The sequence below is a fragment of the Prauserella muralis genome, from assembly GCF_003202285.1.
Lineage (GTDB): Bacteria > Actinomycetota > Actinomycetes > Mycobacteriales > Pseudonocardiaceae > Prauserella_B > Prauserella_B muralis.
In genome coordinates this window covers 580016-596749 of record NZ_MASW01000005.1, presented here as the reverse complement: position 1 = coordinate 596749, position 16734 = coordinate 580016, and the positions used below count along the sequence as shown (strand labels likewise).

Genomic DNA, 16734 nt, shown 5'->3' with positions numbered 1-16734 from the left:
GGTCAGTAGAAGAACACGTCCTCGGTGAGGCCGACGTGCAGCGCCCGGTAGGCGCCGGTGTAGAACAGCAGCGGCGCACCGTCGCGGAACTCCAGATGCTCGACCTCGCCGATGAACAGCACGTGGTCGCCCGCGGGATGCCGGTCGACGATGCGGCAGCCGATCTCGGCGAGACCACCGGGAACGAACGGGTGCTCGCCACGCCACTGGAAGCGCACCGACAGTCCCGGCTGGGCCCGCCCGCCGAAGTGCCGGGACAGCGTCTCCTGGTCCTCCGACAGCACGGTGACCGCGTACCGGTCACCCTGCCGCAGGTACTCGGCCATCGTGCACCCGCCCAGCGACACCAGCACCAGCGGCGGGTCCAGCGACACCGACAGGAAGCCGTTGGCCGTCATGCCGTGCACCCCGCCGTCCGGTGCCCGCGCGGTGATCACGGTGACCCCGGTGGCGAACCGGCCGAGCGCGGCCCGGAACCGGCGGGGGTCGACGGCGGCGGCCACGGCGGTCGCCGTCACCGGCCCTCGACGGGGGCGAAGTGGACGACGTGCGCCCCGCCGGTGGCGTAGTTCGGCACGTCGGCCGCCACGGCCCTGCCCTCGTCGGAGGCCATGGCCGCCGCCATCGCCTCGGCCGAGTCGAACTCGCCCTCCCAGATGGCGAAGTAGGGGCTCTCGCCCTCGGTGGCGGCCACGTCGAGGCTGTACCGCATGGCACGCAGGCCGGGCAGCTTGGCCGCCAGCGGCAGGTGTGTGCCGACGTAGTACGCGCGGAAGTGCTCCGGGTCGGCGGGCGGCGGGTACAGCACGGTCAGTCGGTACACAGTGGAGGCTCCTTTCAGGCCGCGGACCCGGTCCTGCGGGCCAGGTACTCGCGGGTCCGCTCGGCGGTGGCCAAGATCTGCCACTGGCGGTCGGGGTAGTCGAAGTTGTCGGTGAACTCGTCGGCGATGTGCTGGTGCCGGGCCATCGCGCCGAACAGCTCCAGCAGGTGCTCGGGCGGCGGGGCCAGCATCAGGTTCGTCCAGTTCGCCGCGCCGAGCACGACGTCCGCCCTGGCGGCGGCGACCCGGCGGCAGAACAGTTCGTCGAAGCCGTAGTCGGACAGGATCTCCTGCCCGGTGACCCACGCCGAGTGTGATGCCGAGTTGGCGCCCTGGCCGATCACCGGGTCCACGACGGTGTGCACGTCACCGATCGCCAGCGCGTACTTGCCGTTGGGCAGCTTCGCGTAGTCCTGCCGCACCGTCGGCGTCAGCGCACCCTGCAGCAGGTCCAGGGGCCCGGTGAGCTCGAAGCGGGCGGGGTCGACCCGTTCGAAGGTCTGCGGGTGGTGCGTGGCGAGCTTGTCCAGCACGGTCCGCTCGAAGGCCTTCGGGTCGTCGGCGTAGGACAGGTCGGCCAGCACCTCGAGGTCGCCGCCGGGAATGTTCTCGAACAGCAGCGCGGTGACGAAGCCCTCGGCGCTGTAGAGGGGGATCTCCAGCAGCTCGCCGTGGCCGGGGGACACGCTGATGGTGACGCCCTTCGGCTGGGACTCGGCGATGCCCCGGTAGAGCCCGACGCACAGCCTGCGCTGCGGCCTGTCGTAGGGGCTGGCGTCCTCCCGCCTGGGGAACAGCGCGGAGAACGCGCCGCGCCCGGCTGCCACCACCAGCAGGTCGTGGGCCTCGGCGAGCGGTTCCAGGTCCTCGGCCTGGAGCAGCCGCACGTCCAGCTTGCCGCCACGCTCCTCGTAGGCCTCGGCGAGCCTGGGCAGGTACAGCCGGTAGTCGATCGCGCTGGAGGCGCGGGCGAAGTCGCCACGGAACGACAGCGGCTGCTCGCCGCCGACGTAGTGGTGGTGGCACGCGTAGCCGTACTCCTCGACGGGCCAGAAGTGCACGCCGAGCTCGCGCTCGCGCTCGATCGTGGGCGCGTGGTGGGCGACGCTGTTGAGCAGCCGCCCGTTCGCGAGCTGCGCCGGGCTCTTGTCGGTGTAGATCGTGACGGGCACGTCATGCCGGCGCAGCAGCAGGCCCAGGTGCAGGCCTGCGATGCCGGCGCCGACAATCCCGATGTTCGGCATGTCGTTCGCTCCTCGCAGTGGACTCTCGCCGGTGAGGTCCGGGGAGTCCAGCATGGCGGGCGGCGCCGCAGCGGTCTTTGCCTCAGGCGAACTGTTCTTGACGATTCGCGTACGGCGCGGGCGCGGCGAGCGCGCGGGCGCGGAACTCGCGGGGGCTGAACCCGTAGGCGGCCTTGAACACGCGGCTGAAGTGCGCGGCGTCGGGAAGGCCCCAGGCGGCGCCGACGGCACTCACCGGCCTGCCGAGCGTGCCGGGCCGGACGAGGTCGCGGCGGCACTGTTCGAGCCTGCGGCCGCGGATCCAGCTTGCGATGCCGGTGCCGTCGGCGGCGAAGAGCTTCTGCAGGTACCGCGTGGAGACGTGCAGCGCGGCGGCGACCGCGTCCGGGCACAGCTGCGGGTCGCCGAGGTTGTCGTCGATGAAGGCCTTGGCGCGCAACAGCAGCGCGTCCTGCGACGGCTCGGGCTCGGTGTCGTCGCAGGCCTGCTCGCCGAGCAGCGCCGACAGCAGGTCGAGCACCGCGTCGGCGAGCGGCATCGCGGCCGACGGCGGTCCGGCGTCGATGCCGCGCACGAGCCGCAGGAACAGCGGGGCGAGCAGCGACGCGGGCTCGGCGTCGCCCGCGAGCCGCCGGGCGAGCACGAGCCGGGCACCTGCCGGGCTCAACCGCAGCCGCGGCCGGGGAAACATGAAAACCGCCATGGCCGTCGGCTCGCGAAACGCCAGCCGGTAAGGGCGGTCCGTGTCGTACAGCGCGAGATCCCCTGGCCCCAGATCGGTTTCCCTGCCGTCCTGCTCGAGCAGCGCGTGGCCACGCAGCTGCAGGCCGAGCTTGTAGTACCCGCGTTCCTCCCGCGCGATGAGCGCACGGGTGCGGTGCACCTCGTGCCGCTGCGCGTCCACCCGGGACACGACCATGGTGCCGAGCTGGTCGATGCGGACCTCGCCCTCGAACTCACTGCTGTCGGCCACCGGCTGCAGCGGCACGAAGGCGTCCGACACGACGTGCCGCCAGTAGTCGACGCTCTCACCGCGCTTCACCTCGCGCGTGCTCAGGACCCGGCTGCCGGGCGTCGTGCGGACCACGGTGTCCCTCCGTTCTGACCTGTTCAGTCCCGCCCGAGGAAGGCCCGCTGCCGGGCCTGCGTCGCGAGCAGGCGCCACTGCCGCTGCGGATGATCGAAGTTGGTGGTGAACTCGTCGGCACGCGGCTGGTCGGCGGCCAGCGCGCGGAACAGCTCCGCCACGCGTGGCGGCTGCGCGAGCATGAGGTTCGTCCAGCGGGACCCGGCGAGCAGCACCTCACTCGCGCGCGCGTGCCACGCGCTCGCAGAAGAGCGCGTCGTAGGCGGTGTCGGTGGCGATCTCGGCCGCGACGACGGCCGCGCTGTACGAGGCGAGGTTGGCGCCCTGGCCCATGAGCGGGTCGACGACGACGTGGGCGTCGCCGAGGGCGAGCGCGAACCGCTCGCCGCCGAGGTCGATCCAGTCCTGCCGCACGGCAGGCAGCACGCCGCCCTGCAGCACGTCGAGCGGATGGGTCAGCCCGAAGTCGCGCTCCTCGACGCGCTCGGCCGTCGCCGGATGGTGCCGCCGCAGTGCCTCCAGCACGGCCTTGGCGAACAACGCGGGGTCGTCGCGGTGATCCAGCGAGGCCAGCGCGGCCAGGTCGCCGCCCGGCAGGTTCTCGAACAGCAGCGCGGTCACGGGCCCGTGCGCGCTGTGCAGCGGGATCTCGAGCAGTTCCCCGGCGCCCGGGGCGATGCTGATGGTGACGCCCGCGGGGTCGGCGCCGCGCACGCCCGTGTAGAGCCCGGCGCAGAGCAGCCGCTGCGGTGTGTGGTGCGGGGAATGCTCGGGCCGCAGCGGGAACAGGCCGCTGAGCGGGCCGCGCCCGGAGGCGACGACGAGCAGCGCGTGGCTGCCCGCCAGGCGCGCGAGGTCGCGGGGGCCCACGGCGCGGACCTCGATGCGCCCGCCGCGCTCGGCGAAGGCCCCGGCCAGCCTCGGCAGGTAGAGGCGGTGGTCGACCGCGCAGGACGGATGGGTGAAGTGGCCGGTGAACCGCACGGGCGCGGTGCCGCCGACGTGGTGATGGTGCGCGCCGTAGCCATGCCGTTCGGCGGGCCAGAAGTGCACGTCCCACTGTCGCTCGCGGTCCAGCATCGGGTGGTGGTGGGCGACCGTGTTGAGCAGCGGCCCCGCCGCGAGATCGGCGAAGGCCTGTTCGGTGTAGAGGGTGACCGGCACGTCGGCCGCGCGCAGGGCCAGGCCGAGGTGGAGCCCGGCGACCCCGGCTCCCACGATCCCGACCGTCGGTGCTGTCACTGCGCCCCGCACCGCCTCTCTGCTCTACTATCGAGCAAGCAACTCGATTTCAGAGAGACGATAGCAGCGTGTGCGGGTGGGGGAACACCGGTGACGAACAGCAAGGTGGTCGGTGGCGCCGGCCTGCAGACTCTCGAGCGCGGCCTCGCGGTGCTGGAGGCGGTGGCGGCGCACGCGCCGTGCACCACCGCCGAGGTGGCCGAGGCGACGAGCCTGCACCGCTCCATCGCCTACCGCGTGCTGTGCACGCTCGAGGCGCACGGCTACCTGGCCCGGGACGCGGCAGGCCGCTACGAGATGGGCCTCGCGGTGCTCACGGTCGCCTCCGCGGTCCGCTCGGACCTGCGCGAGCGCGCCCAGGCGGAGCTGTCCGCCGTCGCCGAGACCACCGGCGCGACGGCGTTTCTCGCGGTGCCGCACGGCGAGGAGGCGCTGACGCTCGTCACCGCCGAGCCACCCGCCGGCAGCTCACCGGTCGCCTACCGGCCCGGCGTGCGGCATCCGCTGACCAGGGGAGCGCCCGGCCTGGCGATCCTCGCCGCGCTCGCACCCCGGCCGGGTGAGCGCCCCGAGGTCGCGCTGGCTCGCGACCTGGGGCACGTGCGCACCACGGGGGAGGTGGTGCCGGGGATCAGTTCCCTCGCGGTGCCGGTGCGGCTGCGCGGGGGACGGGCGGCGAGCGTCTGCGTGCTGTTCGCGGCGGGACGGCTCGACGAGAACGCGGCCCTGGACAGCCTGCACGACGTCGCGGCGCGGCTGCGGGACCACTGACCCGGTCCCGGCGCCCCGGGGCCGGGTCAGTCGCGGCGCAGCGCCTTCACCGCGGCCGGGTCGAGCTCCACGCCCAGTCCCGGGCCCTGCGGCAGGTGCAGCTCGCCGTCGGCGTAGCGCAGCGGGGTGGTCAGCAGCTCCTCGCGCATGAGCAGCGGCCCGAACAGCTCGCTGCCCCACTTCACCGCGGGCGCCGAGCACGCGAGGTGCAGTGATGCCACGGTGCCGATCGGACCCTCGATCGACGTGCCACCGTGGCAGGGGACGCCCGCGGCGGCGGCGATCTCGGCGATGGCCCTCGTGGCCCGCAGCCCGCCGGACTTGGTGGTCTTCAGCGAGAACACGTCGGCGGCCCGCAGGCGGGTCAGCCGCAGCGCGTCGGTGGGCGTGCGCAGGCTCTCGTCGGCCATCACCGGCACGGGCAGCACGCGGTTGAGCTCCGCCAGTGCCTCGAACTCCGCACCCGGCACCGGCTGCTCGATCAGCTCGATCCCGGCCTCCACCAGGCGGGGCAGGTGGGTCAGCGACGTCAGCAGGTCCCAGCGCGCGTTGAGGTCCACGCGCAGCCCGGCCGCGCCCGCCAGCTTGCCGGCCACCGCGCAGATCCGCGCGACGTCCTCGGCGGGGTCCTGCGCGCCCATCTTCAGCTTGAAGCTGTGGTGCAGGCCTGCCTCCAGCTTGCCCAGCGCCTCCTCGGCGACCACCGGCGCGGCCTCGGTGCCCAGTGCCCACGTGACCGGCACCGAACGGCGGACGAGCCCGCCGAGCAGCGTGTGCACCGGCACGTCCAGGCAGCGGGCCCACGCGTCGTGCAGTGCCACCTCGACGGCGGCCTTGGCGAAGAGATTGGCGGCCACGGCGTCGTGGAGGTCGCGCAGGATGGCGGGCAGGTCGTCCACGTGCCGCCCGGTGAGCAGCGGGGCGAGGTAGCGCTCGACGACGAGCCGCATCGTCTCGACCGACTCACCACCCCACCACGGCCCGCCGGGAACCACGCCCTCGCCGACGCCGGTGACACCGCCCGCGGTGCGGACGAACACCAGCAGCATCGGCTGCGCGGTCATCGTGGCCCTGGCGAAGCGGTGTGGCCGGTGGAGCGGAACGTCGAGCAGCACGGTCTCGACACGGTCGATGCGGGTGTCGCGCATCCTGCGGGGTCCCCTTCCGGTGAGCGGCCGGTGCGGTGCGGGCCGCACCGCACCGGCCGGGTCGTTGTCAGGCGCGTTCGAGCACGAAGTCGTACTCGGAGCGCAGGCTGCCGTCGGGCTGCTCGCGCGGGTCGAGCACGAGCTCCGGCTTGGTGGCCTTGGCGACGTCGCTGTCCAGCCACTCGCCGCCCTGGAAGTAGAGCTGGGTGGTGATGGGCCGGTGGCCGCTCGCGCGCACGATGAGGTGCAGGTGCGCGGGGCGCCACGGGTGCCAGCCCGCGGCGGTGATGAGCTTGCCGGTGGGGCCGTCGGTCGGGATCTGGTACGGCGCGGGCTGCACCGTGCTGATCTCGAAGCGGCCCTCGCCGTCGGTGACGACGACGCCCCGCAGGTTGCCGTCGGGCAGGTGCGGCGCGAAGCCGGAGTAGTAGCCGTCGTTGTCGGCGTGCCAGATGTCCAGCTCGGCACCCGCGACGGGGTTGCCGTCGAGGTCGCGGACCTGCCCGGTGAACACCAGCGGTGTGCCCGGCTCGTCGGGGCGCATGGGCAGGCGCGCCACCGACGGCAGCTTCGGCTGGTCCGGCAGGTAGTAGGGGCCCAGGATGCTGCCCTTCGTGCCGTGCTGGCTCTCGGCGGCGACCTCCTCGACGGTGTGCTCCACGAACACGTCGAGGAACAGCGGCCACTCGCCGCCTTCGCCGACCTCGATCAGCCACTGCTTGGCGGCCTGGAACTCGTCGTAGCTGACCTTGTGGTCGCGGATCGCGGCGTGCACGCCGTCGAGCACCGCCTGCACGACGGTGCTGACGCGCTCGGAGGACACGCCCGTGTCGGCGTGCCGGCTCCTGCTGGCCCGGAACGCCTCGGTGGCCGAGGCGCCGGAGCCCTTGGCGCTGGGGGACTGGTCGGTGACGGTCATCTGCGCTCCTGTCAGCGAGGGGTGGACTGCAGGTCGGGGACGGTCCAGCCGTCGAGGTCGTATTCGGCCATGCACTGCTCGGCGAAGCCCTTCATGGCGTCGGCTCCGCCGGAGGCCTGCGCGGCGAAGAGCATCTCCGCGCGGACGTTCTCGTGGTTTCCGGAGTAGTTGCGCTCGTAGAGCTCGTGGCGGCCGCCGAACTCGCTGCCGATGGAGTCCCAGATGAGCTTCATCAGCTTGACGCGCTCGACGGCGTCCATCCCGCCCGAGCCACGCAGGTAGCGGTCGAGGTAGGGGCGGATCTCCGGTGACCTGAAGTCGTCGGCGTGCGAGGGCAGGTAGATCAGCCCGCTGCCGAGGTCCTGCATGATGATCTCGCGCACGCGCGGGTAGCCGACGGTCATGAACCACCGGTACGCCAGGCCGTAGTCCAGGTGCGGCAGCACCGCGCCGCCGATCCACTCGTCGGGGCTGGCCGCCATGGCGTCGGAGATGGCCCAGAACATGTTGCGCCAGCCGATGACCTCGCCGACGCGGGTCTGGATGCCGCGGAAGTCCTTCGTGCCGGTGGCCTCGACGCCCTTCATCAGCAGTCCGGCGAGGAAGTCGAGCTTGACGGCGAGGCGGGCGACGCCGTGGAAGGTGAAGCGGTGTAGGAACCCGGAGCCGGGAAAGAACGTGCTGGCCTTCTCGGCGTCGCCGTAGATGAAGACGTTCTCCCACGGGATCTTCACCCGGTCCAGGATGAAGATCGTGTCGTTCTCGTCGAACCGCGACGACAGCGGGTAGTCGAACGGGCTGGAGGTGGCGTCGGCGACGCTGGAGTAGGAGTTGCGGCAGATCAGCTTCATGCCGGGCGCGCCCATCGGCACCGTGCACACGAGCGCGAACTCGCGCTTCTTGATCGGCAGGCCGTAGTGGGCGATGAAGTTGTAGTTGGTGATCGCCGAGCCGGTGGCGACCACCTTCGCCCCGGACACGATCAGGCCGTCGTCGCGCTCCTCCTCGACGTGGATGAAGATGTCGCGAACGTCGTCGGGATTGCGGTCGCGGTCCACCGGCGGGTTGATGATCGCGTGGTTCCAGTACAGGACCTTCTCCTGCGACTCGGTGTACCAGCGGCGGGCGTTGTCGGCGAAGGGCTCGTAGAAGTCGGCATTGGCGCCGAGCGTGCCGAGGAACGCGGCCTTGTAGTCGGGGCTGCGGCCCATCCACCCCCACGTCATCCTGGCCCACTCCACGATGGCGTCGCGGTCGGCGACGAGGTCCTCGCGGCTGCGCGGGGTGCGGAAGAACGGGTGCGTGAAGCCGCTGCTGCCGGTGTCGGTCGGCGCGGTGAGCACCGCCTGCTTCTCCGGGTCGTGCAGCGCGTCGTACAGGCGGGCGGTCATGCGCACCGAGTTGCGGAACGCCGGATGCGTGGTCACGTCGGTGACCTTGTCGCCGTAGAGGAACACCTCGCGGCCGTCGCGCAGGCTCTCGACGTACTCCTCGCCGGTCATCGGGCGCGTGGCGGGCGCCCCGTTGCCGACGGCGCGGGCCGCCGGTTCACGCTGCTCGATTGTCATCGGTACTTCCCTTCTCCGTTGAACGGGTCGTCGGCGGGCGGCTCACGCGGGGACCCCGGCGAACCAGCCGGCCTCCGGGCAGTCGAGGGAGGCGGCCCAGTGGTCGGTGGCGCCGGGAGCGCCGAGGGTGCGGAAGCGGCCCGCGAAGAACAGCAGTGGGTCATCGTCGGTGAGGTCGAGATGCGTGACCTCACCGAGCACGAGGACGTGGTCGCCGCCGTCGTAGGTGCGCCACGGTCGGCACGAGAGGGTCGCGGCGTTGCCTGCGAGCACCGGCGCGGTCGGCCCCGGCAGCCAGCGCGGGCCCGGTGTCCGCGGCCGGCCCGCGAAGTGCCACGCGAGGTCCTGCTGGCCCGCGGCGAGCACGTTCACGGCGAACGGTGCCCGCTCGAGGTAGCGGCACGCCTTGGACGCCCTGGTGAGCGTCACCTGGCAGAGCGCGGGCTCGAGCGAGACGGCGGTGAAGGCGTTGACGGTCGCGCCGTGCGGCTCGCCGTCGTCGGTGCGGCAGGTCACCACCGTCACGCCGGTGGCGAACCGGCCGAACGCGTCCCGCAGGTCCCGTTGATCGAGCGTCATTGCTGATCCTCCTCGCGAGTACGCTATGCGTACTCGATGACCGCTATGCGTTCACTAGGAGGAAGCGTGCACCCGGACCGCGCGTCGCGTCAACCCCGGGGCTACGGAAAGATGGCGGCCGATGACCAAGGACGAGAACTCGCGAGATCACATCCAGAGCCTGGAGCGAGGGTTCGCGGTCCTGCTCGCGTTCGACGCCGAGCGGCCCAACCCGACGCTGGCCGAGCTGGCCTCGGCCACCGGTCTCTCGCGTCCCGCGGTGCGGCGGATCCTGCTCACGCTGCAGCGCCTGGGGTACGTCCACGGGGAGGGGGGACGCTGGTCGCTGACCCCGCGGGTGCTCAGCATCGGCCAGCACTACTCGGCCTCGCACGCCCTGATCGAGATCGCCCAGCCGCACCTGGTGCGGCTCGCGGAGCGGACCTCCGAGTCGGCGTCGCTGGCCGCGCTCGACGGCACCGACGTCGTCTACATCGCGCGGGTGCCGGTGCGGCGGATCATGAGCATCAACGTCTCGATCGGGACCCGGGTGCCCGCGCACGCCACCTCCATGGGGCGCGTGCTGCTGGCCTGGGCGCCCGACTCGGTCGTCGCCGACGTCGTCGGGAAGGACCGGCTGCCCGCCTACACCCGGCACACGATCACGGACCCGGGCGAGCTGCGGCGCGGGCTGGCCCAGATCCGGCAGAGCGGGTACTCGATCGTCGCCGAGGAGCTGGAGGACGGTCTGCTGTCGGTCGCGGCCCCGGTGCGCGACCGGGCGGGCACGGTGGTGGCCGCGCTGGCGTCGTCCACATCCAGCGGAAGGGCGACCGTCGAGCAGCTGCGCTCGCAGGTCGCCCCGCTGGTGGTGCGCACGGCCGAGCAGATCAGCGCCGACTACGGGCACCCGGCCGCCGTGGGTAAGGCGACCTCGGCCGTGCACACGCCCCGCGACGGATTCTTCTAGGCCCGGTCGGCGCGGGCGTCGGCTGCCGGGCCCGGCACGAGCCGGGCGCCGAGGGCCTTGGCCGCGACCACGAGGCCTGCGGCGGCCAGCACGATGTCCTTCACGACGTACTGCGCCTCCAGCGTGGGAGCGCCGGGGAACAGCTCGGTGAAGAACAGCACGAGCGGCGACATGATCCCGGCCAGCGAGACGGCCAGGACCAGCAGGCCTGCCTTGAGCAGCCTGCCGCTGATGAGCGTGAGTCCGATGAAGCACTCCGCGAGCGCGGTGACGAGCAACGCGGTGCCACCGGAGAGGACGCCGAACGACAGCGTCTCCAGCGTGCGCACGGCGAGCTCCTGCGCCGGGCTGACGCCGGGGAAGAACTTCGGCACGCCGAAGGCGAGGAACACCACGCCGAGGCTGACCCGGAGGACGCCGATGCTGTTGCGGGCGAGCCAGCCGGTGAGGACGCTGGTGACGCTGGTGAGGACGGAGGGCCGGGGCAGAGAGCGCTGGATGGTCATGATGGCCGCCTTCGGTTTCGGTGGGACTGGTGTCGGTGTCGTCCGAGCCTCTCGCCGAAGGCAGGGTCGCGTCGTCGGCCCAGCCGACGATTCCCGGGGTACGCGCCTGAGCGCATCCGCGGCCGCGCGCCGTAGGTCCGGTGCCGTACGCGTGCGCAGGCGTGTCCGGAGTGGACAGTGTGTGGGTAATTACGCCGTGGACCAAGTGCCCACGTGCGAGCGGGTTGGGCAGTTCTTCACCTCGTCGTGATGGTTTCACCCTTGTTATCCGAACGCGACCGTCGCCGTCGCGGCCGCGCCTAGGGTCGACAGGGCGGTGAAGGCGGGGGGAGACGTATCGGCCAGCGGGCGGGCTCAACGTGCCCGGCACGCGGATGAGGGGATCTGTGGCGGTGACGGCAGCGGCGGTCGACTTCGGCGTCGCCGACGACAGCACGGGGGGATCGACCGGTTCGCCGGGCGCGGCGGGCGGGCCCGAGGGATCGGCCACCGATCCACTCGACGAGCTCGCGATCGCCGCATCGGGCGGCGACGATCCGGCCGCCGAGGAACTGCTGCGCCGCATCCGGCCCGCGATGGTGCGGTACTGCCGGGCGCGGATCGGCCGCACCGGGGGCACCTTCGCCTCCGCCGACGACGTCGCGCAGGATGCCTGCCTCGGCATCTTCCTGGCGTTGCGCGGATACCGCCCGCAGGGCCGGTCCTTTCTGGCCTTCGCCTACCGCGTGGCGGCGAACAAGGTGGTCGACCATTACCGTAAGGCGGGCAGCAACAGGGAGGCCTGCTTCGCCGAGCCGCCGGAGTCGGCCGCGCCAGGAGGCGGTGTCGCCTTCGACCCCGAGCAGCGGTGCCTCGACAAGGAGCTGACCGAGCAGATGCGGCTGCTGCTGCGGCGGGTCAGCGACCGCGAGCGGGACGTGCTCATCCTGCGCCTCGTCGTGGGCCTGTCCGGGGCCGAGACGGCACGGGCGGTGAACATGACACCGGGTGCCGTGCGCGTGGCCCAGCACCGCGCGGTGACGAAGCTGAGGACGATGCTCGACCACTGAGCGCACCGGCGCGGCGCGGCGGCAAAGCCCGGCGTGCGCGCCGCGGCGCCCCTATGATGAGCCCGTGGGGCTTTCGCTGCGCCATCGGTCGTCCCGGGCCGGGCAGGCACCGTACACATCAGTGCCCGGCACCGCCGTCGTTCGCGCGCACACGGCCGCGTGCGCGCCCGGGCACGGGGAAGCCTGAGCGTGGTCGCCGTCGCGGTCGCCCTGGCTGCGGTCGGCGCGATGTTCATCGCTTTCGGCGCCGCGCTGCAGGAACGCGTCGTCGTCAGCACGCCCGCCGCAGCGGGACAGATCCGGTTTCTGCTGCGCCTGGCCACCCGCCCGCGCTGGATACTCGGCGCCGTGTGCGCGGGAGGCGGCGTGGCCCTGCATGTCGTCGCACTGAGCAACGGCCCGGTGAGCCTGATCCAGCCGGTCGGCACGCTCGGGCTGCTGTTCGCGATCGTGTCGAAGGCGATCCTCGACCACCGCAGGGTGCGGCCCACCGAACTGGTCGGGTCCGCCGCCGTCATCGCGGGCCTGGCCGGGTTGCTGCTCGTGCTCCCGCACGACGCCTCGGTGCCGCGCCTGCCCCTGGACACCGCGCTCGCGCTGAGCCTGGGCACGCTCGCGGGACTCGGCGTGGCACTGGGCGTCGCGGCGCTGCGCCGGGTCCCCGACGGGCTGCGCGTCACCCTGCTCGCCACCACCGCCGGTGTCGGGTTCGGCGTCGGCTCCGCGCTGGTCAGGGTGATCGGGCACCGCACGCTGCGCGACTTCTCGGCGCTGTTCGACTGGCCGACCCTGCTGGTGATCGCCCTGCTCGCGACAGGGGGGATCGCCCAGCAGCAGTCCTACCGGATGCGCCGGTTCTCCGTGGCCTTCGCCCTGCTGCTCATCACCGACCCGGTCGCGGCCTCCGCCGTCGGCATGCTCGTGCTCGGCGAGCCGCTGCCCTCCACGGCGGTCAAGGTCGCCTGGATGGGCGTGTCGGCCGCCGTGATCGTCACCGGCGTGCTCGTTCTTGCCCGCTCCTACACCAGTGAGCCTTCCACCAGCGAAAAGAGCCGAACATGCGTGTCCTGATCGCGACCGACACCTACCCGCCGGATCTGAGCGGCAGTTCCTTCTTCGCCGACCGGCTCGCGCGCGGGCTCGCCGCCAGGGGCCTCGACGTCCACGTGGTCTGTGCCTCGGACACCGGCCCCCGCACGGACGTGGTGCGTGACGGGGTGGCCCTGCACCGGCTGCGCTCGGTGCCGCTGCTGATACACCCCACCGTGCGATTCGTGCCGCCGCCGGGTGTCCACGGGGTGCTGCGGCGCCTTGTCGCGCGGGTGCGGCCCGACGTCCTGCACACGCAGGACCACTTCACGATCGGCAGGGCCGCGGTGGCGGCCGCGGTGCGCTCGGGCATTCCCGTGGTGGCCACCAACCACTTCATGCCGGACAACCTGCTGCCGTATCTGCCGCGGTGGCTGCACGCCGCCGTGTCCTGGCTCGCATGGCGGGACTTCCACCGGATCTACCGCCACGCCGACCACCTCACCACGCCCACCAGGGTGGCCGCCGACCTGGTCGCACGGACCGGTTTCGAGCGGGAGGTCGAACCGGTGTCGTGCGGTGTGGACCTGTCCCGGTTCCGGACACCCGCCGCATCGGCGACGGACCCCCGCATGTGGGCGCGCAAGGAACTGGAACTGCCGGACCTGCCGACCATCGCGTTCGTCGGCAGGCTGGACGCGGAGAAGCGGCTCGACGAACTGATCCGGGCGCTGGCCAGGATCACCGCGCGGGTGCGGGCACAACTGGTGCTGGCAGGCCGGGGCACCCGGAGGGCGGAGCTGGAACGGCTCGCCTGCGCCGAGGGCGTGCGCGAGCACGTGCACTTCCTCGGTTTCGTCCCGGACGAGCAGCTGCCCGCCGTGTACGCGGCCGCCGACGTGTTCGCCATGCCCGGGGTGGCCGAGCTCCAGAGCATCGCCACGCTGGAGGCCATGGCGTCGGGCCTGCCCGTGGTCGCCGCCGACGCCGTGGCGCTGCCGCACCTCGTCTCGCCGGGGGAGAACGGCTTCCTGTTCACCTCTGGCGACGTGGCCGGGCTCGCGGCGGTGCTGACCCGCATCCTGACCTCGCCGGAGCTACGCGACCGGATGGGAGCGGTGAGCCTGGCGATGGCGTCCCGCCACGACCAGGACCGCACGCTGGAGCGCTTCGAGGAGATCTACGCGGCCGTGTCGGCGGGCCGCGGACCGGCTGCGAAAGGCTAGGCTGACTCGACATGGCGAAAGACTCCCCGGCGGTGGAGCTGGACGTCGGCGACCGGGCGGTGCGGATCAGCAACCCCGACCGCGTGTACTTCCCGGCGCGTGGTGAGACCAAGCTCGATCTCGCCAGGTACTACCTGTCGGTGGGCGACGGGATCGTGCGTGCCCTGCGCGAGCGCCCGTGCATGATGCACCGGTTTCCCTCCGGGGTGAGCGGCGAGAAGGTGCACCAGAAGCGTGTGCCGCACGGCGCGCCGCCGTGGCTGGAGACCGTGCGCGTGCACTTCCCGCGCTACAACCGCTACGCCGACGAGCTGTGCGTCACCGAGCTCGCCAGCGTCATCTGGGCGGTGCAGATGTCCACCGTGGAGTTCCACCCCTGGAACTCCCGGCGTGCCGACACCGAGCGACCCGACGAGTGGCGCATCGACCTCGATCCCATGCCGGACTGCCCGTTCGACCGGGTTCGCCGCGTGGCCCGCGTCGCCCAGGAGGTGCTCGACGAGCTGGGTGCCGTCGGCTGGCCGAAGACCTCGGGCGGCAACGGCCTGCACATCTACGTGCGGATCGAGCCGCGCTGGGGGTTCTCCGACGTGCGGCGCGCGGCGCTGGCGTTCGCCAGGGAGGTGGAGCGGCGCGCACCGGCTGACGCGACGACCACGTGGTGGCGCAAGGACCGCGACCCCCGGATGCTCTTCGTCGACTTCAACCAGAACGCCAGGGACCACACGATCGCGAGCGCGTACTCGGTGCGGGGCGTGCCGGAGGCGACCGTGTCCACGCCGATCCGGTGGGACGAGATCGACGACGTCGACCCGCACGAGTTCACCATCGCCACCGTGCCGAAGCGGTTCGCCGAGCTGGGCGACCTGCACGCAGGCATCGACGACGACGCCTACTCGCTGGACACGTTGCTGGAGTGGGCCGAGCGCGACAACCTTGACTCCTGAACCCCCCGCCGAGCCGAAGGGCACCTTGGGTACACACCGTGCACCCAAGGTGCCCTTCGGCTCGCTGCCCGGGCGGCGGCGGGCTACAGGCGGGCGAACTCGTCCAGCAGGATGGCGCCGAGCTCGACGTCGAGGCTGAGGCTGCGGTCGGTCATGTCCGGGTCGAGCTTGTCGGCCGCCAGTGCGTAGGCGGCGCGCAGCGGGGTGTCGGCCCGCGGTTCGAGGCCTCGTTGCCGCAAAGCCCGCACCGCGGTGACCAGCTCGCAGGCCAGCACGAGCCGGAACGCCGTCAGTGAGCGCAGCGACTGGCGGGCCGACTGGAACGCGAAGCTGGAGTGCTCCTCGAGTCCGCGCGACACCACGGCGTTGCCGAGCCCGGCGGGCGCGGCCAGGGTGCGCACGTCGGCGAGCGCCGAGTTGGCGCTGTACTCCAGGATCATCACCCCGGAGCTGCCGCTCGGCCCGGCCGCCAGGAACGGCCGCAGCCCGGTGAACTTCGGCTCGATGAGCGCGGCCAGCCGCGCCGTCGACAGGTGCGCGGTGTCCAGAAGCGACAGCCGGATCCCGTCCAGCGCGTGGGTGAGGTAGGCACAGTGGAAGCCGCCGTGGTGGTAGGCCGCGTCGTCGGCCGACGAGATCAGCGGGTTCTCCGCCGCCGCGTTGGCCTCCACGGCGAGCACGTCGTGCAGCCGGTCGGCCGCGTCCAGCGCGGGGCCGTGGATCTGCGGGAAGCAGCGGAAGCCGAACGGGTCCTGGATGCGGGCGGGCGGGCGCAGGGCGGGGCCGAGCAGTGTGCGCATCCGCTCGGCGGCCCGGATCTGGCCGGGATGTGGCCGTCCGTTGTGGACGGTCTCGGCGTAGGCCTCCTGGGAGCCGTCGACCGCGATGAACGACAGCGCGGCGACCAGATGCGTGACCTGCAGCAGATGCTGCGACAGCGACCAGGCCAGCTCGGCGATGCCGATCGTGAGCGCGTTGCTGCTGATGAAGGCCAGCGCGTCACCCGAGTCCAGGGTGAGCGCCTCGGGGCCGGGCGCGGCGCCCAGCCAGTCGAGCTCCCCGAGCAGCGTCAGCCCGGTCTCCGACAGCGCGGTGAGGTCGCCGGTGCCGATGGCGCCGAACTCGTGGACGGCGGGATAGCAGCCGGAGTTGAGTGCCCCGGCGAGGGCGTCGACGACCTCCGGGCGGACCCCGGAGCCGCCGGCGAGCAGCTGGTTGAGGCGCACGACGAGCATCGCGCGGACCTCCTCCTCGCTGAGCAGATCGCCGAGTCCGCCTGCGTGGCTGCGCAGCAGCCGCACGCCGTGCTCGGCCGCGTCCTCGGAGTCCACGGTCTCCAGCCGGTTCGCGCCGACGCCCGTCGTCCTGCCGTACACGGGCCGGCGGGTCACCAGGCTCCTGGCGGCGTGCCAGGACCGTTCGGCGGCCTGCCTGCCGGACTCGGCGACAGCCACGGGCGCGCGCCAGCGCGCGACCCGGACCACCTGCTCACCGGTCAGCGAGCGACCGTCCAGGACGACGGCGGATGACGAGGACGCGGTGAGGGGCACGGCGGACCTCCCGGAACTGGTGCGGGCACACGAGTGGCTGCCCGCTTTGTACCCGGCGCGGCAGCGGGCAGGCTCGGCGCGCGGCCGGGAAGTGTCT

At 72.5% G+C, this 16734-nt stretch carries 18 protein-coding genes; 6 read left to right on the top strand and 12 right to left on the bottom strand.

The window, feature by feature from the left end:
* Positions 1–2: 2 nt before the first annotated feature.
* From BAY60_RS23590 to BAY60_RS23570, 6 genes are all read right to left on the bottom strand, one after another.
* Positions 3–518: a flavin reductase family protein gene (locus tag BAY60_RS23590; protein ID WP_112283207.1), complete on the bottom strand. Its 516-nt coding sequence runs from the start codon at positions 516–518 to the stop codon at positions 3–5.
* Positions 515–823: an EthD family reductase gene (locus BAY60_RS23585; protein WP_112283206.1), complete on the bottom strand. Its 309-nt coding sequence runs from the start codon at positions 821–823 to the stop codon at positions 515–517. The genes BAY60_RS23590 and BAY60_RS23585 overlap by 4 nt, the downstream gene beginning before the upstream one ends.
* 14 nt (positions 824–837) lie before the next feature.
* Positions 838–2067 (bottom strand): styrene monooxygenase subunit StyA, encoded by a 1230-nt coding sequence (gene styA / locus BAY60_RS23580; protein ID WP_112283573.1) that lies wholly within the window; start codon positions 2065–2067, stop codon positions 838–840.
* A gap of 82 nt (positions 2068–2149) precedes the next feature.
* Positions 2150–3154: an AraC-like ligand-binding domain-containing protein gene (locus tag BAY60_RS23575; RefSeq protein ID WP_112283205.1), complete on the bottom strand. Its 1005-nt coding sequence runs from the start codon at positions 3152–3154 to the stop codon at positions 2150–2152.
* Positions 3155–3177: 23 nt separating this feature from the next.
* Complete coding sequence (locus BAY60_RS38035; protein WP_245992771.1) at positions 3178–3369, bottom strand: hypothetical protein; 192 nt, start codon at positions 3367–3369, stop codon at positions 3178–3180.
* Between the two features lies 1 nt (position 3370).
* On the bottom strand, positions 3371–4396 hold the full coding sequence (locus tag BAY60_RS23570; RefSeq protein WP_245992770.1) for a styrene monooxygenase/indole monooxygenase family protein: 1026 nt from the start codon (positions 4394–4396) through the stop codon (positions 3371–3373).
* Between the two features lie 90 nt (positions 4397–4486).
* On the opposite strand from BAY60_RS23570, the gene BAY60_RS23565 reads away from it, so the two are divergent.
* Complete coding sequence (locus BAY60_RS23565) at positions 4487–5167, top strand: IclR family transcriptional regulator (protein WP_112283204.1); 681 nt, start codon at positions 4487–4489, stop codon at positions 5165–5167.
* Positions 5168–5193: 26 nt separating this feature from the next.
* Here BAY60_RS23565 and BAY60_RS23560 read toward each other — a convergent pair whose 3' ends face one another.
* From BAY60_RS23560 to BAY60_RS23545, 4 genes are all read right to left on the bottom strand, one after another.
* Complete coding sequence (locus BAY60_RS23560; protein WP_112283203.1) at positions 5194–6315, bottom strand: muconate/chloromuconate family cycloisomerase; 1122 nt, start codon at positions 6313–6315, stop codon at positions 5194–5196.
* A 67-nt stretch (positions 6316–6382) separates the two neighbouring features.
* The gene (gene catA / locus BAY60_RS23555) at positions 6383–7234 is read right to left on the bottom strand and encodes a catechol 1,2-dioxygenase (RefSeq protein ID WP_112283202.1); all 852 of its coding nucleotides are present in this window, start codon (positions 7232–7234) and stop codon (positions 6383–6385) included.
* A gap of 11 nt (positions 7235–7245) precedes the next feature.
* Positions 7246–8802 (bottom strand): 4-hydroxyphenylacetate 3-hydroxylase family protein, encoded by a 1557-nt coding sequence (locus tag BAY60_RS23550; protein WP_112283201.1) that lies wholly within the window; start codon positions 8800–8802, stop codon positions 7246–7248.
* Between the two features lie 42 nt (positions 8803–8844).
* On the bottom strand, positions 8845–9381 hold the full coding sequence (locus tag BAY60_RS23545) for a flavin reductase family protein (RefSeq protein WP_112283200.1): 537 nt from the start codon (positions 9379–9381) through the stop codon (positions 8845–8847).
* Positions 9382–9502: 121 nt separating this feature from the next.
* Here BAY60_RS23545 and BAY60_RS23540 point away from each other — a divergent pair, with 121 nt between their 5' ends.
* Entirely contained in the window at positions 9503–10330 is an 828-nt protein-coding gene (locus BAY60_RS23540) for an IclR family transcriptional regulator domain-containing protein (RefSeq protein ID WP_112283199.1), read from the top strand.
* Here BAY60_RS23540 and BAY60_RS23535 read toward each other — a convergent pair.
* Positions 10327–10836 carry a DoxX family membrane protein gene (locus tag BAY60_RS23535; RefSeq protein ID WP_112283198.1) on the bottom strand — a complete coding sequence of 170 codons (510 nt, stop codon included), beginning with the start codon at positions 10834–10836 and terminating at the stop codon, positions 10327–10329. The genes BAY60_RS23540 and BAY60_RS23535 overlap by 4 nt on opposite strands.
* Before the next feature lie 512 nt (positions 10837–11348).
* On the opposite strand from BAY60_RS23535, the gene BAY60_RS23530 reads away from it, so the two are divergent.
* The 4 genes from BAY60_RS23530 (at position 11349) to ligD (ending at position 15087) form a co-directional block, all read left to right on the top strand.
* A complete protein-coding gene (locus BAY60_RS23530) occupies positions 11349–11885 on the top strand; it encodes a sigma-70 family RNA polymerase sigma factor (protein WP_245992800.1) in 537 nt (178 codons plus the stop codon).
* A gap of 189 nt (positions 11886–12074) precedes the next feature.
* The gene (locus BAY60_RS23525) at positions 12075–12956 is read left to right on the top strand and encodes a DMT family transporter (RefSeq protein WP_170160519.1); all 882 of its coding nucleotides are present in this window, start codon (positions 12075–12077) and stop codon (positions 12954–12956) included.
* Positions 12944–14140 carry a glycosyltransferase gene (locus BAY60_RS23520; protein WP_112283196.1) on the top strand — a complete coding sequence of 399 codons (1197 nt, stop codon included), beginning with the start codon at positions 12944–12946 and terminating at the stop codon, positions 14138–14140. Before BAY60_RS23525 ends, BAY60_RS23520 begins: the two co-directional genes overlap by 13 nt.
* Before the next feature lie 11 nt (positions 14141–14151).
* A complete protein-coding gene (gene ligD / locus BAY60_RS23515) occupies positions 14152–15087 on the top strand; it encodes a non-homologous end-joining DNA ligase (RefSeq protein WP_112283195.1) in 936 nt (311 codons plus the stop codon).
* Positions 15088–15170: 83 nt separating this feature from the next.
* Here the strand turns inward: ligD and BAY60_RS23510 are convergent, their stop codons facing one another.
* Complete coding sequence (locus BAY60_RS23510) at positions 15171–16637, bottom strand: aromatic amino acid ammonia-lyase (RefSeq protein ID WP_112283194.1); 1467 nt, start codon at positions 16635–16637, stop codon at positions 15171–15173.
* Positions 16638–16734 lie beyond the last annotated feature (97 nt).

What these genes read in the sequence shown, in the direction of transcription:
- styA (WP_112283573.1), bottom strand. Translation starts at nt 2,067, where the DNA reads ATGCCGAACATCGGGATTGTCGGCGCCGGCATCGCAGGCCTGCACCTG.
- BAY60_RS23560 (WP_112283203.1), bottom strand. Translation starts at nt 6,315, where the DNA reads ATGCGCGACACCCGCATCGACCGTGTCGAGACCGTGCTGCTCGACGTT.
- catA (WP_112283202.1), bottom strand. Translation starts at nt 7,234, where the DNA reads ATGACCGTCACCGACCAGTCCCCCAGCGCCAAGGGCTCCGGCGCCTCG.
- BAY60_RS23550 (WP_112283201.1), bottom strand. Translation starts at nt 8,802, where the DNA reads ATGACAATCGAGCAGCGTGAACCGGCGGCCCGCGCCGTCGGCAACGGG.
- BAY60_RS23545 (WP_112283200.1), bottom strand. Translation starts at nt 9,381, where the DNA reads ATGACGCTCGATCAACGGGACCTGCGGGACGCGTTCGGCCGGTTCGCC.
- BAY60_RS23540 (WP_112283199.1), top strand. Translation starts at nt 9,503, where the DNA reads ATGACCAAGGACGAGAACTCGCGAGATCACATCCAGAGCCTGGAGCGA.
- BAY60_RS23535 (WP_112283198.1), bottom strand. Translation starts at nt 10,836, where the DNA reads ATGACCATCCAGCGCTCTCTGCCCCGGCCCTCCGTCCTCACCAGCGTC.
- BAY60_RS23520 (WP_112283196.1), top strand. Translation starts at nt 12,944, where the DNA reads ATGCGTGTCCTGATCGCGACCGACACCTACCCGCCGGATCTGAGCGGC.
- ligD (WP_112283195.1), top strand. Translation starts at nt 14,152, where the DNA reads ATGGCGAAAGACTCCCCGGCGGTGGAGCTGGACGTCGGCGACCGGGCG.